This window comes from Glaciecola sp. 1036 (assembly GCF_050306235.1).
GTDB lineage: Bacteria > Pseudomonadota > Gammaproteobacteria > Enterobacterales > Alteromonadaceae > Glaciecola.
Genome location: NZ_JBLWFH010000010.1, coordinates 1 through 25973 on the forward strand (window position 1 = coordinate 1; position 25973 = coordinate 25973).

At 41.1% G+C, this 25973-nt stretch carries 19 protein-coding genes; 13 read left to right on the forward strand and 6 right to left on the reverse strand.

What is annotated here, in order from left to right:
• Window positions 1-76 precede the first annotated feature (76 nt).
• The 4 genes from ACNKW3_RS14280 (at window position 77) to ACNKW3_RS14295 (ending at window position 5626) form a co-directional block, all read left to right on the forward strand.
• Window positions 77-826 (forward strand): zinc-ribbon domain-containing protein, encoded by a 750-nt coding sequence (locus tag ACNKW3_RS14280; protein WP_427399987.1) that lies wholly within the window; start codon window positions 77-79, stop codon window positions 824-826.
• A 321-nt stretch (window positions 827-1147) separates the two neighbouring features.
• On the forward strand, window positions 1148-1888 hold the full coding sequence (locus tag ACNKW3_RS14285) for a hypothetical protein (RefSeq protein WP_427399988.1): 741 nt from the start codon (window positions 1148-1150) through the stop codon (window positions 1886-1888).
• 70 nt (window positions 1889-1958) lie between these two features.
• Entirely contained in the window at window positions 1959-3320 is a 1362-nt protein-coding gene (locus tag ACNKW3_RS14290; RefSeq protein ID WP_427399989.1) for an MBL fold metallo-hydrolase, read from the forward strand.
• A gap of 407 nt (window positions 3321-3727) precedes the next feature.
• Complete coding sequence (locus ACNKW3_RS14295) at window positions 3728-5626, forward strand: NAD-binding protein (RefSeq protein WP_427399990.1); 1899 nt, start codon at window positions 3728-3730, stop codon at window positions 5624-5626.
• Between the two features lie 53 nt (window positions 5627-5679).
• Here the strand turns inward: ACNKW3_RS14295 and ACNKW3_RS14300 are convergent, their stop codons facing one another.
• The 3 genes from ACNKW3_RS14300 to ACNKW3_RS14310 form a co-directional block, all read right to left on the reverse strand.
• The gene (locus ACNKW3_RS14300) at window positions 5680-6624 is read right to left on the reverse strand and encodes a PEP-CTERM sorting domain-containing protein (protein ID WP_427399991.1); all 945 of its coding nucleotides are present in this window, start codon (window positions 6622-6624) and stop codon (window positions 5680-5682) included.
• Window positions 6625-6844: 220 nt separating this feature from the next.
• Entirely contained in the window at window positions 6845-8188 is a 1344-nt protein-coding gene (locus tag ACNKW3_RS14305) for a HipA domain-containing protein (RefSeq protein WP_427399992.1), read from the reverse strand.
• A 2-nt stretch (window positions 8189-8190) separates the two neighbouring features.
• Window positions 8191-8481 (reverse strand): helix-turn-helix domain-containing protein, encoded by a 291-nt coding sequence (locus tag ACNKW3_RS14310; protein ID WP_427399993.1) that lies wholly within the window; start codon window positions 8479-8481, stop codon window positions 8191-8193.
• Window positions 8482-8721: 240 nt separating this feature from the next.
• Here ACNKW3_RS14310 and ACNKW3_RS14315 point away from each other — a divergent pair, with 240 nt between their 5' ends.
• The 6 genes from ACNKW3_RS14315 (at window position 8722) to ACNKW3_RS14340 (ending at window position 21117) form a co-directional block, all read left to right on the forward strand.
• Complete coding sequence (locus tag ACNKW3_RS14315) at window positions 8722-8856, forward strand: hypothetical protein (RefSeq protein ID WP_427399994.1); 135 nt, start codon at window positions 8722-8724, stop codon at window positions 8854-8856.
• A 222-nt stretch (window positions 8857-9078) separates the two neighbouring features.
• The gene (locus tag ACNKW3_RS14320) at window positions 9079-10428 is read left to right on the forward strand and encodes a hypothetical protein (RefSeq protein ID WP_427399995.1); all 1350 of its coding nucleotides are present in this window, start codon (window positions 9079-9081) and stop codon (window positions 10426-10428) included.
• Window positions 10429-10528: 100 nt separating this feature from the next.
• A complete protein-coding gene (locus ACNKW3_RS14325; RefSeq protein ID WP_427399996.1) occupies window positions 10529-15670 on the forward strand; it encodes a TIR domain-containing protein in 5142 nt (1713 codons plus the stop codon).
• Window positions 15663-19292 carry a tetratricopeptide repeat protein gene (locus tag ACNKW3_RS14330; protein ID WP_427399997.1) on the forward strand — a complete coding sequence of 1210 codons (3630 nt, stop codon included), beginning with the start codon at window positions 15663-15665 and terminating at the stop codon, window positions 19290-19292. Before ACNKW3_RS14325 ends, ACNKW3_RS14330 begins: the two co-directional genes overlap by 8 nt.
• Before the next feature lie 225 nt (window positions 19293-19517).
• The gene (locus tag ACNKW3_RS14335) at window positions 19518-20855 is read left to right on the forward strand and encodes a HipA domain-containing protein (protein ID WP_427399998.1); all 1338 of its coding nucleotides are present in this window, start codon (window positions 19518-19520) and stop codon (window positions 20853-20855) included.
• Window positions 20845-21117 (forward strand): helix-turn-helix transcriptional regulator, encoded by a 273-nt coding sequence (locus ACNKW3_RS14340; protein WP_427399999.1) that lies wholly within the window; start codon window positions 20845-20847, stop codon window positions 21115-21117. The genes ACNKW3_RS14335 and ACNKW3_RS14340 overlap by 11 nt, the downstream gene beginning before the upstream one ends.
• 51 nt (window positions 21118-21168) lie before the next feature.
• Here the strand turns inward: ACNKW3_RS14340 and fic are convergent, their stop codons facing one another.
• On the reverse strand, window positions 21169-22272 hold the full coding sequence (gene fic / locus ACNKW3_RS14345; RefSeq protein WP_427400000.1) for a protein adenylyltransferase Fic: 1104 nt from the start codon (window positions 22270-22272) through the stop codon (window positions 21169-21171).
• Between the two features lie 223 nt (window positions 22273-22495).
• Window positions 22496-23359 carry a YicC/YloC family endoribonuclease gene (locus ACNKW3_RS14350; RefSeq protein WP_427400001.1) on the reverse strand — a complete coding sequence of 288 codons (864 nt, stop codon included), beginning with the start codon at window positions 23357-23359 and terminating at the stop codon, window positions 22496-22498.
• A 182-nt stretch (window positions 23360-23541) separates the two neighbouring features.
• On the opposite strand from ACNKW3_RS14350, the gene rph reads away from it, so the two are divergent.
• The 3 genes from rph to tusA are packed head-to-tail and all read left to right on the forward strand — an operon-like array spanning window position 23542 to window position 25163.
• A complete protein-coding gene (gene rph / locus ACNKW3_RS14355) occupies window positions 23542-24255 on the forward strand; it encodes a ribonuclease PH (RefSeq protein ID WP_427400002.1) in 714 nt (237 codons plus the stop codon).
• 15 nt (window positions 24256-24270) lie between these two features.
• Window positions 24271-24912: an orotate phosphoribosyltransferase gene (pyrE, locus tag ACNKW3_RS14360; RefSeq protein ID WP_427400003.1), complete on the forward strand. Its 642-nt coding sequence runs from the start codon at window positions 24271-24273 to the stop codon at window positions 24910-24912.
• Window positions 24912-25163 (forward strand): sulfurtransferase TusA, encoded by a 252-nt coding sequence (gene tusA / locus ACNKW3_RS14365; RefSeq protein WP_427400004.1) that lies wholly within the window; start codon window positions 24912-24914, stop codon window positions 25161-25163. Before pyrE ends, tusA begins: the two co-directional genes overlap by 1 nt.
• Before the next feature lie 48 nt (window positions 25164-25211).
• Here tusA and ACNKW3_RS14370 read toward each other — a convergent pair whose 3' ends face one another.
• On the reverse strand, window positions 25212-25967 hold the full coding sequence (locus tag ACNKW3_RS14370; protein ID WP_427400005.1) for a class I SAM-dependent methyltransferase: 756 nt from the start codon (window positions 25965-25967) through the stop codon (window positions 25212-25214).
• Between the last annotated feature and the right edge of the window lie 6 nt (window positions 25968-25973).

The following is a 25973-nucleotide window of genomic DNA, read 5'->3' on the forward strand; positions in this document are numbered from 1 at the left end:
GGTCAGCAGTCGCCCCATGAATTTGAAGAAATATACAAATTCGCTAGTTGAGTGTCTACAGATTTAGGGGAAGATCATGGAGCTAGATATTTTCATACCCTCTATAAAATTTGCAATCGAATATGATGGGGAAGCATGGCATAAAAAAAGTGTAATTAAACGAGAGCAACGTAAATATGAGATTTGCAAAAAAAATGGCATAAAACTGATTAGGCTGAGAGAAAAAATGCCAGAATTTCCTTCCAATATTGCCGATAAAATGTATGGTATGGACAAGCTATATGAGCCGAATAATCTTGAAAAAATGTTAGGTGAACTCCTTAGACATATAAACTTTTCTGGCACTTGGATGTTAGGCTGTCCAGTTGATATCAACATCAAAAGAGATAGACCTAAAATTTTAGAATACAAAACTAGTTTGAAGAAAAGGTCTTTTAAATATAAACATCCTAAGATTGCCGAAGAATGGCATTTCCCATTGAATGGAAAGCAACTACCCGAACATTTTCAACCGGGAACAGACTTTAAAGCATGGTGGAAATGTCCTCGTTGTTCAATCGTATATAAGGCGTCTATTTCAAAAAGAACTGGTGGTACAGGTTGCCCTAAATGTGGAATCGAAAAATCGACCCAAGCCAAAAGAAAGCCTGTAAATATGATAGATCCTAAGACTGGTAAAATTCTCAATACATTCATTTCCATCTCAGATGCTTCAAGAAAAATGAAAATAAATGACTCAAACATATGCATGGTGTGTAAGGGAATAAGACCGAAAGCTGGTGGGTATTCGTGGGTATATGCGCACGATTCTAAATTAAATGATTAATTCATTTTCCGAAACAATCCAATGTAGAAATCGTCCACGGTTGGGACGACGACATTATTCCCTATATAAACTCAGTAAGATACGCCGAACAAGCTAAGTGTTCGCTGCATTTGATTGATGGTGACCATAGGCTAAGCAGTTCGCTCGATTTGGTAAATAGTTTGTTTGAGCGCTATTTAAAACAGCTAATACACACATAATCAAAAACAGGCAAATCTCCCCAAATTTGATCTGTATAAATTTTGCGCGTAGTCTAAATTGCACTTATTCAAACAAATGTGATTAAGGCGCTTTAGATTGTTCATACTGCAATTCAAACGGATGCGAAAACTGCTGTTGGAAGAGGGGCGATTGGGGCGCTATTTTACCTATGCCTTGGGCGAGATTATCCTAGTGGTGATTGGTATTTTGATTGCTCTTCATGTGAATAATAAAAACCTTGAGTACAAGTTAAAACAAGAAGAAATTGCGATTCTTCAAAGCTTGTTAACCGATTTAAAGTCTGCCCAAAATCAGTCTCAGCGCGGCATCGACAATGAAGATTATGCCTTGTTTGTGCTCAATACCTTGTTAAAAGAAAAAACTGAGCGCGATGACTTGTTGCAGGAATACAATCTGGATGCGGTTTTGTATCAGGCGTTCTGGAACTTTGAAGTAGATGTGCCTGTTATCAATACCTACAGCTACATCAAAAGCACGGGCAAGCAAGATCATATTTCGAATATGGAAATTAGAAAGCGATTTAACGCCATTGATATGGGCATTAATAATTTATCCTTTTTAATTGAAGATAGAGCCGAAGTGCAGCAACGCAGAATTGACCCTGTGGTGATTGAACAGCTCAATTTCGTGCGGTTATTAAAAACCGATAATCCCTCCTTAGAAATGAACCTCGGCGACACCAACCAATTCGATCTTATTGTCGATAATCCTATCCACCGCAATATGGTGGCAGCCAAACTTGAGCTGACCCAAAGCGTGAAGAATTTTAGGGTTCAACTGGCTCGGGATATTGATATGTTGGTTGAGATGATAGAGCAAGAGCTGGGTGATGAGTCGTAATATGGTTAACTGATCCCCTCTCCAAAAAACCTCATATAAAACCCCATCGATTCAGCATAAGGGGAAGTACATGAAAGTACAGGCTTTTAAAGCGCAAGGTTTAGCTCAGTTATCTTATTTAGTTACAAGCGGAAATGAGGGGTTTATTGTTGACCCTCAACTTGATATTCAACCTTATTTAAAAGCCGCCCGAGCTGAAAATGTTAGGATTAAATTTGTGGTTGAAACCCATCGCAATGAAGATTTTGTGTCGGGTGCGGCTGCCCTTAAAAGCAAGTTGGATATTCCGGTGTATCATGGTCGTCACAGTGACGAATCCATTGATTACGCCGATGCAGTTAAACAAGGCGATGAGTTCGAAGTTGGAGAACTAAAAGTCACTGTATGGGAGACCCCAGGACACACCAAAGACAGTGTGTGTTATGTGGTTGCCGATACCGCTATTAGCGATGAGTCTGTAGTTATTTTCACCGGTGACACTTTATTTGTGAACGATGTAGGTCGAACTGACTTCTATCCTGACCAAGAAAAAGAAATTGCAGCCACCCTTTACGATAGTCTCCATGAATTGCTTAAACTGCCTGAAAGTACCATTGTGTATCCTGCCCACGGAGCTGGTAGCGTTTGCGGTGGTGGTATGGCAGACCGTGAATTCAGCACATTAGGTTATGAAAAGCGTCATAATCCAAAATTAAAAATCGGTGATAAAGACAAATTTGTCGAAGCCAAACTAGCTGAAACTCATTACTACGCGCCTTATTTTGAAAAGATGGAACATTACAATGCTAGAGGCAAAGCTGAAGCGATTGACGAGCGACATTTATCTCAACTCGACAACCAAGCGTGGGATGATGTTATCTCTGGCAAGTTTGCCTGCCAGCTGGTGGATTTGCGTGGACAACCAGCGTTTTGTCAGTCCCATATCCGCGGCAGTTTATTTTTGCATGGTGGGATGGTGTCTGCTTATGGTGGTTGGTTTCTAAATTACGATGACCCTATTGTATTTGTTGCCGATTCTGCCGAACAAGCACAATCGGCTGCAAAGCAGTTATGGCGTATGGGCTATGATAATCTTCATGGCTACGGCAGCAAAGTACCCGTTTTTACTGGAAATAGTAACGACAAAGTTCGCCGATTAAGCTTGTTAACGGTTGATCAATTCGCCGATGAAAATAGGTCAGACCAATCGCTAATGCTCGACGTTCGCAAACAAGATGAACGAGACCAATCAGCAATACCAGGCTCAAAACACATCTATTTAGGATTTGTGCCTGACAATATAGACGAGATTAAACAGGCGGAGCGCGTCACTTGTTTATGTGCATCTGGCGTAAGAGCAACTATAGCTGCCAGTTACCTGCTACAGCAAGGCGTCGAAAATGTAGAAGTTTTACAAGGCTCAATGCAAGCTTGGAAGGCAAGTAAGGGGTGATTTTCCTTAGAATTAATGGTGCTTTTTATCTTTTAACAAAACACAATCAAAGCGATTGGGTTTTTTCACATTTAAATATCTAATAAATTTAAAGTTTTAGATGAATTTTAAAACTATATGGGGGAGAATCCGAAACACCACTGGAAAACGCCCGCACTACACTCGGGTATACCTTACTCAATTAAGGTCTAAATTCGACCGATAAAAGTGGATCGGTTATGTGCTAGTGACGCAACACTTGAAGTAGATGTAATAAGGATTTTATTAGATGACCCTCCGCGAATTTTCGAACCTTCGGATCTCATATCCCCTTTTGCCTGCACAGCATGGATTACATTCAATATTCACTTTCTTCTAAGCTTGGCTAGCAGAAAGCTCTATGTATTCTCCGCAATAAGGAATTTTGAATGAAACCTAATAAGGGTAACGCTACGCCTCTAAATCTAACGGGCATCATCTTTTTAGCTTGTTTGGTCATACTGACTTTAGGCTTGGGCATTTTAGGATTTAGTTCAGTATACGTCGCCAATCCAGAAGTCGCTTATCCTGTTCTAACTCGCTGGTTTGATGTGATTTACAGCACCATTAAACTCTTTTCATTACTTTCTTCACCTGCTGATGATGAGTTAAAACATTGGGCGATTTCTGCTGCTCGATTAACCGCTGCTTGCTCTGTATTTTTCTCCATTGCGTTTGCGACTATTTACGCCGCTGGCAGTTGGTTTAAAGCCAACGTTGGCGTTAGGTTTTACAAGCGTCATTTTGTAATTTTTGGCTTGAATGAAGAAAGTAAATATTTAATCGATGACTTAATAAAGCAAAACAAAAAGGTTGTTGTGGTTGAAAGCGACCATGCCAATACCTTGTTACCTGAATACAAAAAGCAGCCTGTTACGATTTTGCTAGGGGATAGCAGTCAGCTCGCAATTCAGAAAAGAGCATCTATTCTAAATGCCCACTGCATGGTCGCGATGACAGGCTGTGATTTAGAAAATTTAGCCATTTTAAAAGCCTTGGTAGAAGCGCCATATAAACCTAAATTACATTGTCATATCGCTATTGAAAACGTGATGAGTTACAAGTTGTTTGAACCCAATGCGTTTTATGCCATTGAAAACATCAAAAAATTGTCTACCGGTTTGTTGGTCAATATTTTCAATAAAAATGAGCAAATAGCCATAAATTTAGTGGCAGCTATGAAGCTAGGGAGCAATGGCGATACAGCATCAGATACTGCCCAACCGGTAAGCATTCTTCTTGCTGGTTTTGGCGCTATTGGTGTAGCCATTTTACGAGAGTTATTGTTGATGGCGCATTTTTGCAATCATAAAAAAGCAAAAATTGTTATACTAAGCCCCGAGCCAAATGATTTTTTTGTCACCCATCACCAAGTGTTAGCAAATTGCAATGGAAACGGATTGGATTTATGGGACATTGAATTTGTAACCTCAGAACAAGAGTTACAAGCTCCATCTAGCTTTAATCATATTATTGCCTGTGACCAAAATGAAAACCTCGCCTTAAAATCCATTTTGCGTCTATACGATATGTGTACTATTTCACAGATGCGAGAAACCGATTCGTCCACTACTTTTCATTATTTAAGTATGCTTAAGCACGACATCAAGCATACTCAAATTCAGCCGTTTGGTTCGCTGGAATCAACGCTTAATGGCTCTGCATTGTTGAATAATAAAAACGAAACCTTGGCTGAAAAAAGCCATCATCTTTATGCCAGGGCAAAGCTAGGGTTGCGGGATTTATCTGATGAAGAAGTGAATCAACGTATAGAACTTCATGATGCTCAAAGTCAAGATTCTAGTGCTTGGTTGCACTGGGTCAATCAGCCATTGTTCAAGCGACGATCTAACTTTACTGAAAAGCGCCATATCCCTATCAAATTGTTAGCCTTGGGGGGCGAAACGCCAATTCAAACGCTAGCGGGTGCAAATTTTAACGCTAAACAAGACAGTATTGATTTACCCTATTTAGACGAATTTTCTGATCTAGACTTCAATGTTATTTATGCTTGGATGGATGAAATTAAAACCGAATTAGGTTTAGACAATAAAGAGATCACCCAGAGAATTCACGCTTTAGCGCGAGTAGAACACGACAGATGGAATGCCTTTCATGTGGTGAATAACTGGCGTTACGGTGCTTCCAAAAACGAAGTGCTGAAAACCCACGATTGCTTACTGAGTTGGCAACAACTTGAGCAAAAACGACCCGACACCATCAAGTATGATTATAAGGCCGTCTATCACATCCCAGAATCTTTAGCGCTATTAAACGATAAAGCCTAAGGTAAGCAATGCTAAAAGCAGAAGCGATCAATTGATCGCTTCTAAAGATTGTTTTACTTCTTAAAACGTCTAAATGCCAAACCTAACGCACCTAACAAAAAGATAGCCAATGTAGATGGGGCTGGAACAGAAACTGTTTTAATCAGGGTTAAATTGTTGCTTATTATGGCTTCACTTTCTTCTTCGGTGGCGCCGCTTACCGTTAACGAAGAGGTTAAGGTATGAGATGAGTCTAGAAAGCCACCGTTGAATGCCATAATTGAGCCCCTTCCGAATAAGTAAAATTCCATCCCGAAGGTAACATCAAATTCGAATGAAATTCTGCCGTCGTCTCCCCTTTCTTGACCACTATTAGGAGAAGATTGGCTATGGTAATAATCACCGCCTAATAATAAATTCTCATCGATGCTGATTGGGTAAACTTCACTTGGATCAGAACTTACATCTAAATCAGTGATGGCAGCAATTGCCGCTTCATACCACGCATACTGACTTACTTGAACATTATCATGAATAGTTTCGGAAATTAGGTAATCAAAATCTGCAGTAAATGTTAAGGTTTGATTTATTCCCCACCATTTATATTTTTGTGCTGCAAAAGTTCTACCTATAATAAGCTCATTTTCTTCAGCAACGGCTAGCATATGAATTTCAGGTAGCGCCAATTCAGTGTCATCTAGTAAAGACTCAACGTAAGCATTGCGTCTGATAGACGAGCGAGAATACTTACCGCCAATGGCTTTATCGTAGTCAGTATCATTTGAGCCGCTCATAATTGCCGCATATTCACATGCCATAACTAGCCCAACGGCATTTGTGTCATAACCAAAATGCTCTTCAATTTGTTGTCTGTTTTCATTTAAATAATCCAGATCGACCTCGGGACAATTCGATTTGGTTATGGTTGTCGCAGAATGATATGAAATCAGACCCGCTTGGGCGTTGTTACTAAGGGTGAATGCCAAAAGTACTGACAATGAGAACAGCTTAAATCTCATAGAATGTTTCCTTATTTGTTGTTTTCCATATTGTTGCGGATGAGTTTTTTATATTAACTTATTGTTATATCTGATTATTTTGCATAATTCGCTAAGCAAAAACCATGCTCAAAAGAAATGTTAATTAAATCAATTGGTTAAAACCTGCGCTTAAAAATGTGTAAAAAAATCAGTCACATAGACATAAGTATAAAAAAGGGGAGCGATTGATGTTCTGTCCTTAAACTGAGATAAAAGGTATATCCCCAGCCTGGGCTTTTAAATATTCTGTTTTCATAAGTATGTTCTCTCGTAGTGCATGAAAATAAGCGATATCCTCCTCGGTAATGTGTGGCTGGCATTTCATGTTGTCGATAAAATCGTTTCCATTAAGTTGGTGTATCACTTTTTCTGCTAAATTAACTAACAATCTGGATAACAGCTTTTTATCTATGTTGCAGGTTTCTGCAAAGTCGGCGAGTTGATAGGCATGAATGTTATCTGGCATGAATTCATCACCCATGGCCATTGCCAGTGTCTGTGTAAATTGAGGAAACATGGCGATATTGACTAAATCGTAAGAAGGGGTGAAGCGCGCGTTCGTCTTGTCAAAATACAAAGAGATATTTTTACCATGGCTGTCGTAGTTGCTAATCATTAAGTTAAATAGTTGCCAATGGATAAGCCAGTTTTTGCTTTCTACTGGTGACGACATAGCCTTACTAAATTCAAACAGTTTATTTAAGCTAGCGCCATCGCGAATATGCTGAACATCTCTTCCATCACCGAGGTTTCGCTCGTATTTATAATCTCTAGATAAATTTAGTGCTTGGCAAGCATCTATTACATGGCGTCTTAATACTTTATTATTCTCTTTGCTATACTTGCGATCGAATCGTTTAACAACGAGCGCAGGATGTGGCCCCAATCGTTTGTATGTCACCTCGGCAGTAGGTAGCCCAATAGCGCTGGAAAGCTGCATACAAAAAAATTCGTTTAATACTAGGTTGGGGCAGTTTTTCTTTTCAAATTTAAGGATATGGGTTGAACATAGAGGGCCGTCAGCAAACCCCATGTTTCCATTTTCGTCAATAAACACATTTAATTTGTCTTGCACACCGGCAACGCTGAGCCTAGGTTTGTCGTCCCATGTTAATAAACCAAACTCTTCTTTTTCGTCTAATCTTTTGATGAGTTCACTTTCCTTAACAATCCGCATGTTTGCGAGTGTGTACTCTTCTATGTTTTGTTCAGCAGGCATAAAAGTAAAAGCGCCAGCTAGGTCATTACCAATAGCGCGTACTTGTGAATACACATTTTTTTCGGAAACACCTAAGTTGTTAGCGAGTAATCTTCGCGCTTCTCCCTCAGGTAATGCATTATCGAGATAGTTGTATGCAACTTCTGGAGAATGTGGTTTTGCTAGAGGCAGATGAGGTGAAATAGCAAAGCCGTTTTGTTGCCATTGCTGAGAATAGTTAAGCTTTAATAAATTCGTTGTTTTATCAAGTGTTAGTGCAGCAACAAAACTATTGCCATAAGTTACATTTAGCTGGTATGCGTCGCCTTTTCTAATAGTATCCATGCCTAAATCCATCCCTCTTCATTAGAAGAGTCTGGTTGTTTTGGTGTTAATTCTTTCGATGTGAGTTTTATTCCTAGCCCGTGCAATACAGAAAACATCGCTGACAAAGTACAATTTGCATTGCCGTTTTCCAGTCTAGATAAGGTGTTGATACCAATCCCACAAAGCGCTGCACAATCAGCCAATTTCATGCCAAGCTGGGTACGTTTCGCTTTGATAAGCTGTCCTAGTATCTGTGCATTATCAATAGATACTGAGTCAGGCAGTTCAGACGCTATTACTTTTTTCGCCATTATATTCGGACCGATAGTTAATTATTCACTATGATTGGTGATTATAGGTGATATCTGACTAAATACAAATAAAATCACCAGTAATGGTTAATTTATGTTTGAACAATCTGACTTTTATGATAAATCACTATTACTGGTGATTTATTGTATAAGTAGCACAGTTGAAGGATTTATTTATACCCTCAAGGGTTTAAATGAATAAAAATACCTTAAAGGGTATAAATAGTTTAAGGCACTGATATGAAACTAATAAATTCTAGAGAGTTGGCTGATTACATAGGGCTACAAGGAAAAAAGCAGAATCGCACTCAGACCGATGTGACAAAGCATGTGGGGTTGAAGCAAAAGTACCAAATCACTTCCCTGAATATGTAGTCACAAGCATATTTGAAGGCTTGAGAAAACAGGCGACTAAAAAATTGGAGTAATGTCTAACTGCATAATGCCGCGCTTTTGTTGCATAGTTTTAACTGCGCCAAAAAACTAATTAAGAATCTATAACGCTAAGTTAAGATTTAAATTTTGCAGTTTTTTAAACGATAAATAATTGTTATATTGTTCAAGATAACAATGACTTATGTAAATAAAAGGGATTTTATGAAGTTTCTGATCGTACTCCTAGGTACTTTAATCTTTGTCGAGAATAGTTACGCTTCTAGCTTAAAAAGCTTTTATTATTGGGCTGATGATGCAGTATGCCCAACCTCATCAAGTGAGTGCAGTGCTAATAGAGCAGAAAAAATAGTAAAACTGCTATCAGCTAGTCAAGGTTATTATTCTCAAACAGTATTAGACACTATTTTTCATACTAAAACTTGTGAAGTAGAAATAATTGAATACCACGAGCGATATAAAGATAGATATAAAGAAAGTATCGGAACAAGAGGATTCATTAAATGTGCTAGTGAGTTCCATGCTACCTATAACAAAATAGGAAAATATAAGTACAAAATATTTTCTGAGGATTTCGTCAATAATTACGACTCAGAATTACAGGAGATTTTCGATAAAGCTAAAAGAGAAAGAGATATTGATACATTAGAACGTTTAGTTAGCGAATTCTCACACCATAGGGTTGCAAACCTCGCGAAGAATTCGATCATTAATTTTGATTCTGAAGAGAAAAAGCAGCGCCAAAGTGTGATGAATGAGTATAAAAACGCGAAAACCATTCAACAAAAAGCAGAAGTGTTAGCAAAAACGAATAATGGAAAAGCAGTAGCAGAAGGCTGGATTAAATACAGCGACGTTATTAACCAAGAAATGGCCAATAAATTCGTTACTGATATTTTTAAATCGGTAGAAGACGAAGATAATATTGCGGGATACAGCTGGTTCATTGCAAATAATCCAGATTCAAAGCTAGCTAAAAAAGCCCTAACCAATATGCACGAGTTAGCATTTGAACTCGCTGAAGACATAGACACCATCAACGCATATAACGATTTCATTATCGCTTACCCTACTGCTAAACAAGTGCGTGAAGCTAATGATCGTGCTTATGAATTAGAAAAAAGTGAATACGTTGGCATGTTGAGCTATTTCAGTGAAGAAAAAGATGCTCGCCGTTTGTTAGTACAATCCAAAATGCTAGAACAATCAGCAGAAGACTTATCAAGCGATGAGCAAATTGGCTACATGATAGTGGTTAACCGCATGAATGATTTGCTCAAGCAAGAGTTTGTTAGCACAGATGCAGCACTGCGCCATTTAGAGAGTAACGAATTCAAAAGCTTTGTTAGAACCTTTAAGCGTTCGATGGAAAACCTCGATCGTCAAGTTAGTCGAATTGCCGACAATACCGCTGATTTGTCGTCCATCATGAAGCAACAAAGTTCGATGATGAATAATCACTTTGATAAGGCGGCCCAAGACCGAGAAATGGCATCAGAACTCACAAAGCAACACAGACACTGGGAGCGATTTATTGGTGAGGTGGGGCTGTAAATTGCCAAATTATTAAAAATTTGCTTATACTGACCTAATCTAGGGAGACGTAGTTACTGTTTTTCGGATAGTAGCACGCACAAAACAAGGCAGTAAGTTAGTGTCGAAGATATTTATCAGCCATTCAAGTGCGAATAACTTTGAAGCTCTAGCGGTACAAGAATGGTTGTTAAAACAAGGTTGGGACGAATTGTTCCTTGACCTTGATCCGAAGCGAGGTATCGCAGCAGGAGAGCGTTGGGAGCGCTCGCTACATGAAGCAGCTAATCGTTGTGACGCCGTATTATTTTGTGTTACCCAGCAGTGGTTAGATTCAGATTGGTGTCGTAAAGAATATCGTTTAGCGCGACGCCTCAATAAACAATTGTTCGGTTTGCTAATAGAAGATCTCGACATCGCAAGCTTACCCGAAGAACTTACCAGCACTTGGCAACTTGTTGAATTAGCCACAGGTACTGATCATGAAATCCATCGTGTAGTTCATCCTTATACGAGTGAAGAGCGCCATGTTCACTTTTCCAAACAAGGGCTTATTAGACTGCACTCTGGTTTAGTTAAAGCCGGTTTAGATCCTAAATTCTTTGAGTGGCCACCTGCCACAGACCCATTTCGTCCTCCCTATCGAGGGCTCTTACCAATGGAGTCATGTGATGCGGGCATATTCTTTGGTCGCGAAGCACCCACAATCGAATTGCTCGCTCGACTCCGCGGTTTAAAAGAGCTACCACCGCCGCGATTTATGGTAATTCTAGGTGCGTCAGGCGCGGGTAAATCGTCGTTTTTGCGCGCAGGCATAATGCCACGTTTATCGCGAGACGAACGGCACTTTGTACCACTACCTATAATTCGTCCTGAAAGCGCTGCGATTACTGGTGAATCTGGGTTGGCAAATACCTTGCTAAAGTGCTTTACCGAGAGTCAGATTTCAACAAATCGTGCCGCTCTGCGCGATTTGGTATTGAAAGCAGGAGAATCTGAGAGTCATTTCGCTCTACTTATGAGCTTGTTGCAAGATTACTACAGCGAGAAAACCAAAGCGGTTGCTCTGTTTGATAGTGCACAAAAGCCTGCAATGATCTTGAGTATCGATCAAGCTGAAGAGCTCTTTATGGGTGAAGGTGAAGTAGAGGCCGAGCAATTATTAGTGTTATTAAAACGGTTGGCGGAACAAAATGAACTGCCCATTATCGTGTTATTCACTATCCGTTCGGATAGCTACGAAACCCTGCAAGCTTACAAGACCTTTACCGATGTTTCACAGCAAACCTTCAGCTTAGCGCCGATGCCAAAAGGTGCTTATCAAGAAGTAATTGAAGGGCCCGCCAAGCGGATGAATGAGTCAGGCAATCCTCTTGATATCGAGCCAGCGCTTACCGAAGCTTTACTACAAGATTTGGATCAAGGCAGCGGCAAAGATGCCTTGCCATTGCTTGCATTTACGTTAGAACGTTTGCACAAAGACTATGGTGCTGATGGGGATCTTACACTTGCAGAGTATCATGATTTAGGTGGAATCAATGGGGCGATTACTGCTGCTACCGAGGAAGTATTTCAGCGTGCGCTCTACGATCAGCGTTTACCTTCCGAGCGACAGGCGCTAGAAGCGCTGATGCGGCGAGCATTAGTGCCTTGGTTGGCTGGCATAGATCCCGAAACTCAGGCACCACGACGACGCATTGCTCGCATGTCGGAAATTCCTACCGAAGCACATCCGTTAGTTGAGCTATTGGTTGAACAACGCTTGCTATCGACGGATATTAACTCCGACAAAGAAATTACGGTTGAACCCGCCCATGAAGCCTTGTTACGTCAATGGGGATTACTCAAAGGTTGGTTAGAAGATGACTTCGCCGCGCTGATGGTCCTAGAATCACTACAGCGAGCTACCCGTGATTGGCTAGCTAATAATCAGGCTGATGATTGGCTAAATCACACCGCAGGTCGCCTTGAAGATGCCGAAGCACTGCGTGCACGTGCAGATATGGCGAATTTCTTTTCAAATAGTGATGATACCTATTTGCATGAATGTCGAAAGCGTGAGGATGCCATCAAAAACAAGGCGTTAAACGAAGCCAAACAACTGGCCGAAGCCAGAGAAAAAGAAGCTGTGGCGCAAAAACGTGCTGCCGCGCTTACCCGCAAAGGTCTAATTGTTGCCTCGATTCTGCTGGTCATTGCTATTTTTGCCGGATGGAAAGCGTTTGAGCAAAAAGATGAAGCTGAGCTTGCCCGAGAGGAAGCACAACATGCTCTTGCTGTATCACTCGCTGCGCAAGCAGATACATTTGCTGAGCGAGATGAAAAAGATAAGGCACTGCTCTACTACAAAGAATCTCTGCAACGTAATGCCACTGCCCAAGTTGAAACCAAAACCTGGCAGCTACTCAATCAAATGCCACTTGCTGTGGCCCAGGCATCAACAGGATTAGATCCCACATGGGCAATGCTATCTCTACCCGAACGAGGTATTGCCTTGGTTGGCACTAATCTAGGCGGATTGTATGTGGTTACTAAAACCGAAGAAGGCCTAACCTTTAGGCATTACAAAACCAGTGAATATGCGATTTCTGCATTAGCTGCGTCTGCTGACGGTCAGTGGGTGTACGCTGGTGATACTCGCGGTGACATTTGGCAGATCGATTTAGCACAAAACAATCAACTTCGCGCTACACGTATTCTCGCTGACTCTAACGATGACCAAATTCGCTCACTTGCAGTGCATGAGAGTGGACAATTGCTCGCACTAGGTTTCTATAACGGTAAGGTCACACTGTATTCGACCATAGATAATAGCAAATCAACGGTTTACACCGACCCCGTCGAAAGTGATATTTATGCATTACAGTTTGTGTCTGATACCCAAGAGCACCTTTTCATTGGTAACAGCGGTAACTATTTAGTTGAACTTAGTGGTGAAAATTACGCTGAAACCACTGTTCACGATGTGGGTATCAATGCTGGTCGTCAGTTCACAATCGATGACAATACTCTGTACTTTCTATCACAGAATGAATTGGCTGTTTGGAACACTGGCTCGCAGCAAGTAGAACAGACATTTACCATTGATGACCCCATGCATACGACCGCCATGGTGGCATTTGACGACGCTTTTTTCATCGGTGGTTATAGTGGCGAATTGGTAAAGGTTGATAAAGATAATTTAAAGATTTTGAAGCAAGCCCAATTAAAACCCAGTTGGTTACAGGCCCTGATGATAGTTGATGATGTTTTACTGGTTATTAATGACAAAGGACAAATTTTTGAAGTTGATCCGAACTCATTAGCCATGATTAGCACCACGCCTGGCCGAACTGAAAAAGATGCCATATTGGCGTCAAGCGAAGAGGCATTGTTTGTCGCCTCTAGCGAAATGCTGTACAGATACAATGTGGATTCATTACAGCCAGAAATATCAATGGATGCGCATAAGGAAATAATTATTGCCGTAGCTGTTAGTCCTTCCGGTGATTTGGTTGCAACTACCGCGCATGATGAAACCGTTAAAATTTGGCGCTCTAAAGACTTAACCCTAATAGCAGAATTTGACACATTTGAAGGGGCTCCCACGAGCGCATTTTTTGCCACGGACGATCTACTACTTGTCGGCGACGAACAGGGTAATATAGTAGCTATCGATACAGTAAATGACGAAGTGCTATATCAAATTAGCTCTCTTCAAAGCAGTGTAAATGCAATATCAATGGTGACAGATCCTCAACATGCATTTGCTATAAGTGCAGCGGGTACTGTAGTGATTTCAGTGAGTAATAATGGCAGTATTGCGTTTTCAGATTTAGCTACCGGCGCAATAGTGCGCAGGCTACAGCTGTCTGGCGCCAAGTATTCAATCAACGACTCTGCATTTGACCCAAAAAATGGGTTCATGGCGGTCGCATTAGATAACGGTAAGGTGTGTATTTGGCAGCACAGCTATACCGAAGAATATGTAGGTCAAAGTGCGACTTTCCGCGACGAAAATTTAAACTGCCTACAACTGCATTCGGCGAGTATTGAATCTGTGGTCTTCGCCGGAGACCGTTGGTTAGCAGGGGCGGCAAATGGTGAATTAATTGAGTTTAATGAAGATTCACAACAACGAACCTTTCCTATCCACAAAGACGAAATTACTCAGTTAAATTGGATAGCTAAATCTAAAACGCTTGTCACTGTATCGGATGATACGAGACTAAAAACATGGCGCTTACCTGCACAAAACCAAACCCCCATACCAGAGTCAATTGAAACGGTTAACGGAAATTTGTACGACACTCTGCTATTGGAAAATGAAATGCTGATTGCCGGTGGCTTTCAGCTCAAGCGTGTTTACAGTATGCCTATAGGCGGTTGGTATTCTGGTTCATTGTACAATTATTACGAAGCCAGTGCGGTTGGTGGCAATCAGTTTTATGCGCTGGCTGCAAATGACAATTATATAGCAATGGGCGGTGAAAATGGTTTCTTAGCGCTACAAGATAGAGATACCGGAAGAGATACGCTTATGCCGATAACGCGTTCTTATATTCAGCATTTAGCGTTCTCACAGACGTCAACTAAATTATTTGCCGCTTATGATGATGGTCGAGTGGAAATTTTCGATACCGACAACCCCCTGAATACCCCAATTCATTTTTATCAACATGCCAGTGCGGTTACGAGTTTAATTGCATTACCTAACAGTCAACAAGTGCTCACATCCGACGTTGACGGTAATATTTATATTTGGGATGAACTAACCGGCAAAGTGGCTCAGCAATACAAGCGCCAGTTTGGGGTGGGAGGTGTTGCAATTAGTTCTGACGGTTCTCTTATCGCCATTGGCGAAAGCGATGGCTCAGTAGCACTATACTCAGGTGGATTAGACGAGCAAAAGTTGGTTTGGCGAACCAAGTCAATCGATGCTATTTACGGAATTTTATTTTCCCAAGCGGATGACACTTTAGTGGTGTACAGTCGCAACCAGCTTAATTTTATCAATGTTAATAACGGCAACAGTTATTACCAGTCAGAGGCCAATACAAGCAAGTTTTACAACAATGGTAAAATGCACGGTTCACAACTGGTTATGACCGGTAATAAAGGGTTATACGAAATGTATAACTTAGTGAGCAGTAAACCTATTGAGGGAATCGACTTAATTCCAGCAATTACCGAAACCATTGATATGGAACTTAGCTCAAGCCAGCAGATTCGTGAGTTATCACATCGTATTGAATTGGTACCAGCAGGAGACAGAAATGACTAGGACATTGTTTTTGAAATGGTCGATTCTGAGCATCTTGCTAATGATTTCAGCACAAGTATGGGCGGATAATTCATGCGAATTTGCCTTTGATGGCGTTTGTGATGAACCAGGACTCTGTACGCAGGGAACGGACACAGCCGATTGCTCTGTCAACAGTGATATTTATCAATTGGCGCAACGCTTACAATATGAAGTTGATCTAAGTTCACTTAACGATCCTTATGAAGTGTTTAGTGACTTAAATAACAGTGAGTACAGCTTGCTTATTTGTGGTAACTACATTCCAAGCTTAGTGGAAGGTGTTTCCCCAGTCTCGCAAACCACAATGTTTCAGCGTTGCCAAGCAATGGGCGGATGTGAATGCGATATTCAGCAAAATAGCTATCAAGCTCTGGCAATGAAACGCAATGCGGACGCAAGCATTGAAACTTTAACTTGGTTTGAATACGGTGCGGTTTATGATATTTCACAAGCTACGAATATCGCTGTTATTGGACATTTGCGTAGTCATGATGGCTCTGCGGGGAATTGGCTCAATGCTCAAGCGTTGCGCGAAGGCATAAAGCTTTTACTAATGCATCAATACAAAATGGGTATTGTGCACGATGAACTTATCAGCCGTCCTGCCAGCCCATTTAGCCGTCAACAAACTACGCCACATGTGTGGGTAGAGAATTATTTGGTCGATGCCAAAAGCAATCAAGCTAAGCGCATTACCGGTCAACCGATTCAACTGGTCATTGACTTGGCTTTGCACGATAACAATCAACTGGTTATTACTACACACTCGGCGTACCTGACTCAGCCGGCAACGCTTACGTTATCACTTGACGAAATATCCGTTAGCCAGTGGCAACAAGTGCGAAACTATATTGCCACTACCGCCGGTCAAGCAGGTTTGATGAAACATAATCTATCTTCAAACACCGTAAATTCAGCAATTGAAGAATGGCAGCCTTCAGGTTTATTGTCGGTATACAACCGAATCGATGCGTTAAGCCAAGGGATTGGCCAATTCTCCCCTGCACATTTACAGGAAGCTGGCCGTGCTTGGACCTGGTTAAGTATTTTAACGAGCCGCGTGTCCCCCATTTTGGCGCAGCAACATGCAGCCACTGCAATCGCCAATGTATTGTTAGCAGCAGATGCGAAAACGTTAAACACTGATCAAGCGGCACTGATTAGCGTTGCAAAAGCATCAGCCTATAGCGACTTATTCACACTTAACCTATTACCAAACACAACTAGTTATCCTGAAATCAATATACTCCGCACATTTTCAACTATTGATTACCAAGCGCCAGATCAGAGTGAAAAAGTAGAAAATTATGCGCTATTTTTACATGCCCTGCAGTTAATGGAATTTACTCCTCATCGCGATCAAGCTATTCAGTCAATGTACAATACTCGTTTTGCAGCAGATGGCTTGCTTCTCGATAGTGTTTTGACCATTTCATCGTATAAAAAGACCAGTATTACCATGCAGCTCAATCGTGGTAATTCAGGTTCGGTTACTGCCGCTGCATTTTTGTTATTACTCGACAATGCGCAATTAGATGGGGATTTGTCTGATATCCGCCAGTATATAGACGCTGGTAGTGGATATAGTTACGCCGCGCAAATGATGAATTTGATGCAGCAACAAGCTTACGATGTCCCCATTTTATCAGCCGATAATAGGCAACAATACAGGCAATATCTGATTTTAAAGGAAATCATTCACCGTTTAATTTCAGCATCTAACGAAAAGCTGTCAATGTGGCGTGCCTGGGGAATGCGTGAAGAATTGGTACGCCGCTTAAATGAAGGTTTAACATCATTACTAGAAGCGCCATCTTTAATGCCAGAATATGCACATGCGCTTATTATGTTTAACCGATATGCATCGCGCATGACAGGTTGGCATTCGTCGTACGAGGACAAGATACAACGAGTAGCCATTGATTGGTCAGCTGCCTATCCTGGTGTGCGAATGTTGAATTATATAGATGATCCCTTTGACGAAATAGCCGCAAAATGGGCGGTAAGTAAATTAGAGGCAAATAGGGTAACTGCTCACATTGAGCGTTCAGAATTACTGTTTGGTTCGCCGCTTAAGACACCTGAATATTCTATCCCAGAGGATTATTTATTAAATTTCACATTGACACCTAAGTGGTGGCAGCCTGAATTTACCACAACTCCTATTCCGCAACGTTATACACAAAACTGGAATACGGGTCATGAACTTGCCAAAGAAGTAGCCAAGCGTGATCCACAGCGCGCAATTGTGCTTTATGAAGAGGTGCTTAATGCACATCAGTATCGACTTGAAATGCCTAGCATTGAGCTGGAAGAGCTATACGTAAAAACTGGTCAGCGTGACAAAGCGATTGAGGTTGTGAAGAAATTTATTGCCTCAAATCCACAAGGATTTTTAGATGTATCATCTGCACAGCAACGCCTTGCCGAACACTACATACATAGCGGTCGCGTAGACGAGGCGTTTGATATTTCGTACAAAGCGAGCAATGCCGGCTCAGCTCGTGCATATCAAACCTTAATTTTTAGCGCTGTTTTGGCAAGAGAGTTTGATGTCGCGCAAAGGACCATAGTTAAAATGCAAAGCCATTATAGTAGTGCTAGTCCTTATCTCAATCAGTTCCGTACTTTAGGGCAAGCACTAACAGAAAACGATAATTATGAAGACCAATGGCAACAGTTTATCAACTTTATTAATCAACAAGATCCTAGTGATGTAAGCGTGTCGGTTTGGTTACTCCCGTTTTTAGTTGAATATGGTATTGCCCCACGCTTCTTTCACCAAGACAGTAAGGTTGTGCGCGAGTTATTGGCGCGCACAATCATTAAAGACTGGCTACCTTTAGGGCAAATAGTTCCTCCCCAATATGAATGGTTGGAAGATTTGAAAAATATTCAAGCTCTCAAGCAAGACAATGAGGACCCGGTTGCCAGTACATCACAATTACTCGCTATTGATTACAGCAAGATTCCGGCTACAAGCGATGTAAAAGCAGCCTGGGAAGAGGCATTCAAACAACAATTCAGTGATGCATTGTTGCAGATAACGTCGGCACAGGATGATGCTGGTCTTCAGAACCTTTTAACTGAACTCAAATCTCATGAACACTGGCGCGCATGGTCGGACGAACAGCGCCCATTGACTTTAATTGCGTGGATGGTTGAAAAACAAGCGACTACTGAACAGGTGAATCGATTTATTGCACAATACTCAGCAATGAATAAAAACTGTTACAGTTGCCAAGTGCTACAAGCAATTCAAGCACTGCCGTCTTGGACAAACAAACTCTTAGTAACCGACATTTTTAAAACCGCAGGTCAAGGAATTTACCACGCTGTACAAGCAGGAGAAGAGGCTACAGCCGAAAACATCCTCTCGGTGTTATACCGTTATGCCGACTTAGATATTTCCTGTGGCTCAAGGACAGCTGTTTCAGCATCGATTATCGCTACTGGCTCAATCGCCAATGCAAAAAAATGGATCGACAGCCAAGAACTATCTGCTCGTTGTAAAGGCGACGCCGAGTTCGCTAAGTTCAGGCACTATGAACCCTTGGCTAAATATATTCGAGAGTATTCCAGTAAGAGCGGTGCTCAATAGATAGGCGGATCTTGTTAGCTGATGCACTATTCAAATTTCGGGTTACAACTTTATAAAAACCTAAGGAATTTTAAACGGTAGTAAAGTTCCGATTGATTGAAGTTTTTAGTTGCCAATCGGTAGTTTGTTACCTTTTATTTGCTCGATTTTATATTTAACCGGTAGATTTCTACCGAAAATCTGTTACTATCACTTCGAAAACGGAAATGAACTACTGGAGTGGTGATGCAAACAGTGACATTGCAATTATTTAATCAAGGTAAATGGTGGGACGCTGCCACATTGAGTTTTTCTGATGAAAAACTGAGTGCTAGTTGTTCACTGTGTTATGAACCTGATTACATTGCAGAAGTAGCTACCTATGATATTAAAGATTGCTGGGCATGCTCAGTTAATGCACCTATCAGTATTGTTCCAAAAGACTACAGCAATTGGCCTGCTTTATTAGATGATATTCTGCCAGTGGGAAAATCTCGCGAATGGTGGCTGAAGTACCTTAATGTCAGTCGAACTAACGAATTTCAGCAAAACTACGCGCTGCTGACGAATGCTTGTATGTCACCAGTGGGTAACTTACGAATAAAAGAATCAGTACCAATTCAGAGCAATATCGATCCTCATCGTTTTCCTATTAAAGACGTTGTTTCATTGCAATATGGCTTTTTAGAGTATGCTAATGAACAAGGTGCTGCGGTTGGAGGTGCAACAGGAGCAGTAGGTGTTGCGCCAAAGCTTTTGTTGATGCTTGAAGATAACCATGTTTTCATTGATGGTGACTTTGCGGGCAAACCATTGACAGCAACTCCATATTTAACAAAGTTCGCACGAAATAGGCGCACTGCTAGAGACAACAATATCTTAAAAGGCGAAGGCATTTTTTATCAGGCGCTGACAGAGGTTCTTGAGGGCACAAACGTTAAAACAATTGACGTAGATAAACTGAAAATATTAGAAGATGAACAAAGCGCTCAAGTCAGTTTATGGTTGCCGCGCTTTGATATTGGATTTGAGAATAACCTAGCCACAAGACTTGGTTTGGAGAGCATCTATTCAATTATTGATGCGGAGCCTGGTAGCTATCAAGATCATTTTTATGTCATGGAAACGGTTTGGCGAAGAATAGACTCAGCAACTCAAATGAGCAAAGGTGAATTTGCAAAACAATATGTTGTTAGAGATTTTTTAAATATTGTCTTTGGTAATTCAGATAACCACGGTCGCAATATTTCATTTGTAAAATTGGAAGGTGATATCTGTTTTGCGCCCATTTATGACTTTGCACCTATGAAAGCGGATGAAGAAGGCATAACCCGTTTATTTAAATGGGGACGAAGTTGTGAAGCTGGAGGAGTGATTAACTTTTCAAAAGTCGCCGAGCAACTTACTGACTTTTGTGAGCCAAAAGAATTGCTCTTATTTTTAAACCAACTGGCAGAAAAATTAATCGACTTGCCGGACATACTTGAAAGATTCAATTGCCCAGATGAGATATTAAATTTTCCCTCAATTGGTTTTGGCAATATAAAAAATAAATTAAAAGAGATGGGAGTTTATGATGGCTAGCTTGTCAGGTGAACAGCGAAAAGAAATTCTTGCGAAGCTAGAAACCGATCTTGCCAATAACATAATTACCATGGGTGAACTAGTTAAACAGGTTCGTACGCAATTGTATGGCATGACACAAACCCAATACGCTAAGTTTATACGAGTATCTGACAAAACTCTCAGGGATATTGAGAAAGGTAAAACAGATCCTCGAGTCTCCGTATTAAATAAGATTTTAGCACCAGGAGGCTTTCAATTATCTGCTCGCAGGGTTAAATGAATTAACCCTACTCAATATTCTGGATCTGCTTGTTGAACTGGGGACGCGCTACTAAAAAAAACTAATATTGTTACTATCTTTTGTCATTAACGTCATCAATCGCGGGTGCACAAATAGTTTTTCCTTTCCTGAATCGATTTCTTGTAGCACACCAATATCCGCTAGCTGCTTTAAATAGCTTGAAGCGGTTTGGCGTTTAGCGATATTACGCTCAACTAGATTACTAATACGGCAATAGGGTTGTTCAAATATAAGCTGAACAAGTTCATAACTATATATTTTAGGTAGCTTGGTTTTTACGTAATCGGTTGTACTTTCCATTAGCGCTCTAATCGCTGAGATTTTTTTACAAGTCCAAATTGCGGTTTGCTCGACACCTTTAAGCATAAACACTAGCCATTCTTCCCACTTCTGCTCTTTGGTTACTTGGTTTAATAAGCGATAATAGTCTTGTTTGTTATTAACGATGAAGCGACTTAAGTACAAGATAGGTAGCGTTAAAAGACCGCACTCAATAAGATACAGAACGTTTAAAATACGACCTGTTCGACCATTTCCGTCATAAAATGGGTGGATGGCTTCAAATTGATAATGGCTAATTGCCATCTTTATCAACGGGTCTAAATCATCGATATTATGAAGAAATTGTTCCCAGTTATTTAACAAGTCGCGGATAACTTTTTCTCCAGTGGGTGGAGTATAGATAATTTCCCCAGTCTTTTGGTTGCCTATAAATGTTCCCGGTACCTTCCGAATGTCCATTTCAGTGTGCTTTAACGTGCTGCATATCTCTATTGCCGTTGCTGTACAAAGCGGTTTTCTCTCAAGCTGTATATAGCCTTGATGTAACGCCGTCCTGTAACGCAGAGCTTCTTTTGTTGCATGATCGGCGCCTTTATCTTCTAGCGCATACTGAAATAGCTTATCGGTAGTGGTGACAATATTTTCGATTTCAGAACTATCTTTAGCTTCCAGTAATGGAAGTAGATTAATTAGCATACTTTGGTTAGGTATGAGCTCCCCAGCCTTTTTTAACTCTGCTAAAGCGGCGCGTGCAGATATACAAGCTTTCAATACAGCTTTGGTCTCTATGATATCTAGGTTTGGTGGCAGTATGGGTAATTTGTTGTATGGCTGCTCAGCTTGCCAGGTCATGTTTAAATTTCCAGTTTAAATCGACATTAATGAACTATTGGGTCAGTTTATGTCGATTAGATCGACATATCAATTTTATATGTCGATATTTTTCGATTTTATCGACATAAGATTTTTGTATGTCGATTGAATAGATATACCGATTTGGAAGGAAAAACCAAGAAAGCCCTGTTTTTAAGAGAAAATAATAGAGTTTTAAAGACATTCTTGAACGAATAAAAAATTATTCAATATTCTGAATTTGCTCACGCATCTGCTCAATCAAGACCTTCAACTCAACCGCCGATTGAGTGATGTCTGCATTGATTGATTTAGAGCCTAGGGTGTTGGCTTCGCGGTTGAACTCTTGCATCATAAAGTCTAGTCGTCGGCCTATGGCGCCGCCTTTCTTTAAGATCTTTTGAGTTTCGTTAACGTGGGATTGCAGTCTGTCGAGCTCTTCGGCAACATCTGATTTTTGCGCCAGTAGCACCATTTCCTGTTCTACACGGCCATCTTCAAGCTCAATTTTGGCTTCTTTGAATTTGTTGATTAAACGCTCTTTTTGCCAAGCGAGTACTTCTGGCATTTGCGCTTTAACTTTATCCACTTCTACCAAAATGCCATCCATGCGCTGTTGGATAAGGTTTGCCATATTTTGCCCTTCGCTGGCGCGGGCTTTGATGAAGTCTTCAAGGGCTCGATCAAAACTGCCTAGCATGGCGGTTTGAATCTCATCCATATCGGTTTCTTCAGCTGAAGTAACACCAGGCCAGCGTAGAATATCCACAGGATTAACTGCACCATCTGCACCGTTGGCTTTTACCCAGCGGGCGGCTTCAATAATTTGCGTAGCTAGGGCTTCATTTACAGTAACACCACTAGCGCTAGCTTCGTTAAACGAGAAACGTAAAGTACATTCCACTTTACCGCGCTGAAGTTTTTGGCGAAAACGTTCACGCAAAGTAGGTTCAAGACCACGAAACTGTTCAGGCAGGCGAAACAGGGTTTCCAAATAGCGCTGATTTACTGACCTGATTTCCCAAACAACAGTCCCCCACTCTTTGGTTAACTCATTGCGGGCAAACCCAGTCATGCTACAAATCATATTCAGTCCTATTGGCGTTAATCGTTGATCTACAAGTAAACTTCAAGTGTTCTTGAAGGGCTCTTGAACATAAAAGCCTAGTGTAACCTAAGTTTATTGGTTTTGCTCATTTTAAACTAGCGCCCGATTCGCTATAATTTGCCAAAATCTCGCCCTCATTATTTTACCAAGGAGCTTATTAGATGCGTCCAAGTAGCCGCACAGCGAGCCAAATTCGTCCCGTCACTATTTCACGAAACTACACCATTCATGCCGAAGGATCTGTATTGATTGAGTTTGGCAATACTAAAGTGTTGTGCAACGCCACAGTCACCGAAGGTGTACCGCGTTTTATGAAAGGACAAGGCAAGGGCTGGGTAACTGCTGAATACAGCATGTTGCCACGTTCAACCCACACCCGTTCAGATCGTGAAGCAGCCCGAGGTAAACAAGGAGGCAGAACCTTAGAAATACAGCGTTTGATTGCGCGCTCGTTACGCGCCGCTGTTGATCTTAAGTTATTAGGTGAAAACACCATCACTATTGATTGCGATGTTATTCAAGCAGATGGTGGTACACGCACCGCATCGATCACAGGCGCATGTGTAGCGTTAGTTGATGCATTGACATATATGCGAAATAAGGGAATTATAAAAACGAACCCGCTAAAGCATATGGTAGCCGCAATTTCGGTGGGCGTTTATCGCGGAACTCCTATAGCGGATTTAGAATATTTAGAAGATTCTGAGGCTGAAACCGACATGAATGTAATCATGACGGAAACCGGTAAGCTAATAGAAGTACAAGGTACCGCGGAAGAAGAGCCATTTTCGTTTGATGAACTCAACGAGATGTTAGGGCTGGCGAAAAATGCCATTAGCGAATTAACCCAAATACAGCGTACAGCGTTAAGTTAATCAACAGAGATCTTCATGCTTAATTACAAAAGAGAATTTATTGAATTTGCTATCAAGCGAAAAGTACTTAGATTTGGTGAGTTTACCTTAAAATCTGGACGTAAAAGTCCGTATTTTTTCAATGCAGGATTATTTAATAGCGGCGGTGATCTAGCCAAATTAGGGCGTTTTTACGCCTCAACCATTCAAGCTGAAGGTATTGAATTCGATTTATTATTTGGTCCTGCCTATAAAGGCATTCCTATTGCTTGTGCAACCTCAATTGCGTTGTCTAACACCTTTGGTGAAGACGTGCCTTACTGCTTTAATCGTAAAGAAGCAAAAAGCCATGGTGAAGGTGGCAATCTTGTTGGCAGTGCACTGGAAGGCGATGTATTGCTGGTGGATGATGTTATTACTGCAGGTACTGCGATCCGTGAATCCATGGATATCATATCTCAACATGATGCAAAGCTAGCCGGTGTTCTTATTGCGTTGGATCGCCAAGAAAAAGGCTTCGGTGATTTGTCTGCGGTGCAAGAAGTAGAACGCGATTTTACCACCAAGGTGTATTCCATTATTACGCTAAACGACTTAGTGGAGTACTTGGAAACCTATCAAGATGCATCAGAAGCCATTGCGTCGATTAAAAAATATCGAGAAGAATACGGTATTTAATGTCCGCAACACATGATTTTGATACTGCTGATTTTCAATTAAATGCACTAGGCCTTAGATGCCCTGAGCCTGTAATGATGGTGCGTTTGCAAGTGCGAAAAATGCAAGACGGAGAAACCCTTTGTATCTTAGCGGATGATCCCGCTACATCCAGAGATATTCCGAGTTTTTGTCGCTTCATGGAACATCAGTTGTTGGCCTATCAAACCGATGAAATGCCGTATCAATTTCTAATTAAAAAAGGTATGTGAATAACGGCACTCATTCACATGTGAACAGTGCCGTTTTGCTTTTAGCGTTTATTCTTCTGGCTTTTTAAACTTTAAAGTAAAACGGTCAGTATTACCTGTTACTGATCGAGCGCCTACTTCGTATTCCAACTCATCATCTTCGCGGTAATGCAGGGTTGAAAAGTCGACCAATTCAAACCCCGCATCTTGAATTTCTTTGATGGCTTTTACTGGATCAAAGCGTCTGCCATTACTGGGTGTCAAAGGCTCCATGTGGCGTGCAGTGTGATCCACAACGCCATAAATTCCACCAGGCTTTAACGCCTCAAAGGCGGCTTTGTTCATGGCTGCACGGCCTGCTTCATTAAAATTATGGTAGTTTCTAAAGGTCAAGACCATATCTGCATCTTCTACGCCGATATCACCCATTTCGATAGTATAAAAACGGTCGCCCTCTTTGCGGTATACTTTGGCATCTTTGGCTACCACATTCATGCGCTCAAAACCGGCAAGGGTGGATAAATTATTTTCGATACCGCCAGTGCCGAGAGCGCCATAATAATTCCCTTTTTCGGCTAATACTGGTACCAACAATTTAGTGTACCAGCCACCGCCCGGGATAAATTCGACGACCGTCATATCATCCTCTAACCCAAAAAATGCAAGGGTTTCCACTGGTTTACGGTTTGCATCACGGTCAATTTCTGCCTGACTTCTTACGTCAGATGCCATGGCTAATTTTAGTTTTTCTTCCACGTTCGCCAAAGTTTGCCCTGACAGCAAAAGGACTGCCGATATAACGCCAAGACTTATTATTTTTTGCATAATTTT

Bases quoted from the DNA above. Each gene is read 5' to 3' on its own strand.
- ACNKW3_RS14280 (WP_427399987.1), top strand. From the start codon at position 77: ATGGAGCTAGATATTTTCATACCCTCTATAAAATTTGCAATCGAATAT.
- ACNKW3_RS14285 (WP_427399988.1), top strand. From the start codon at position 1,148: ATGCGAAAACTGCTGTTGGAAGAGGGGCGATTGGGGCGCTATTTTACC.
- ACNKW3_RS14290 (WP_427399989.1), top strand. From the start codon at position 1,959: ATGAAAGTACAGGCTTTTAAAGCGCAAGGTTTAGCTCAGTTATCTTAT.
- ACNKW3_RS14295 (WP_427399990.1), top strand. From the start codon at position 3,728: ATGAAACCTAATAAGGGTAACGCTACGCCTCTAAATCTAACGGGCATC.
- ACNKW3_RS14300 (WP_427399991.1), bottom strand. From the start codon at position 6,624: ATGAGATTTAAGCTGTTCTCATTGTCAGTACTTTTGGCATTCACCCTT.
- ACNKW3_RS14305 (WP_427399992.1), bottom strand. From the start codon at position 8,188: ATGGATACTATTAGAAAAGGCGACGCATACCAGCTAAATGTAACTTAT.
- ACNKW3_RS14310 (WP_427399993.1), bottom strand. From the start codon at position 8,481: ATGGCGAAAAAAGTAATAGCGTCTGAACTGCCTGACTCAGTATCTATT.
- ACNKW3_RS14315 (WP_427399994.1), top strand. From the start codon at position 8,722: ATGAAACTAATAAATTCTAGAGAGTTGGCTGATTACATAGGGCTACAA.
- ACNKW3_RS14320 (WP_427399995.1), top strand. From the start codon at position 9,079: ATGAAGTTTCTGATCGTACTCCTAGGTACTTTAATCTTTGTCGAGAAT.
- ACNKW3_RS14330 (WP_427399997.1), top strand. From the start codon at position 15,663: ATGACTAGGACATTGTTTTTGAAATGGTCGATTCTGAGCATCTTGCTA.
- ACNKW3_RS14335 (WP_427399998.1), top strand. From the start codon at position 19,518: ATGCAAACAGTGACATTGCAATTATTTAATCAAGGTAAATGGTGGGAC.
- ACNKW3_RS14340 (WP_427399999.1), top strand. From the start codon at position 20,845: ATGATGGCTAGCTTGTCAGGTGAACAGCGAAAAGAAATTCTTGCGAAG.
- fic (WP_427400000.1), bottom strand. From the start codon at position 22,272: ATGACCTGGCAAGCTGAGCAGCCATACAACAAATTACCCATACTGCCA.
- ACNKW3_RS14350 (WP_427400001.1), bottom strand. From the start codon at position 23,359: ATGATTTGTAGCATGACTGGGTTTGCCCGCAATGAGTTAACCAAAGAG.
- rph (WP_427400002.1), top strand. From the start codon at position 23,542: ATGCGTCCAAGTAGCCGCACAGCGAGCCAAATTCGTCCCGTCACTATT.
- pyrE (WP_427400003.1), top strand. From the start codon at position 24,271: ATGCTTAATTACAAAAGAGAATTTATTGAATTTGCTATCAAGCGAAAA.
- tusA (WP_427400004.1), top strand. From the start codon at position 24,912: ATGTCCGCAACACATGATTTTGATACTGCTGATTTTCAATTAAATGCA.
- ACNKW3_RS14370 (WP_427400005.1), bottom strand. From the start codon at position 25,967: ATGCAAAAAATAATAAGTCTTGGCGTTATATCGGCAGTCCTTTTGCTG.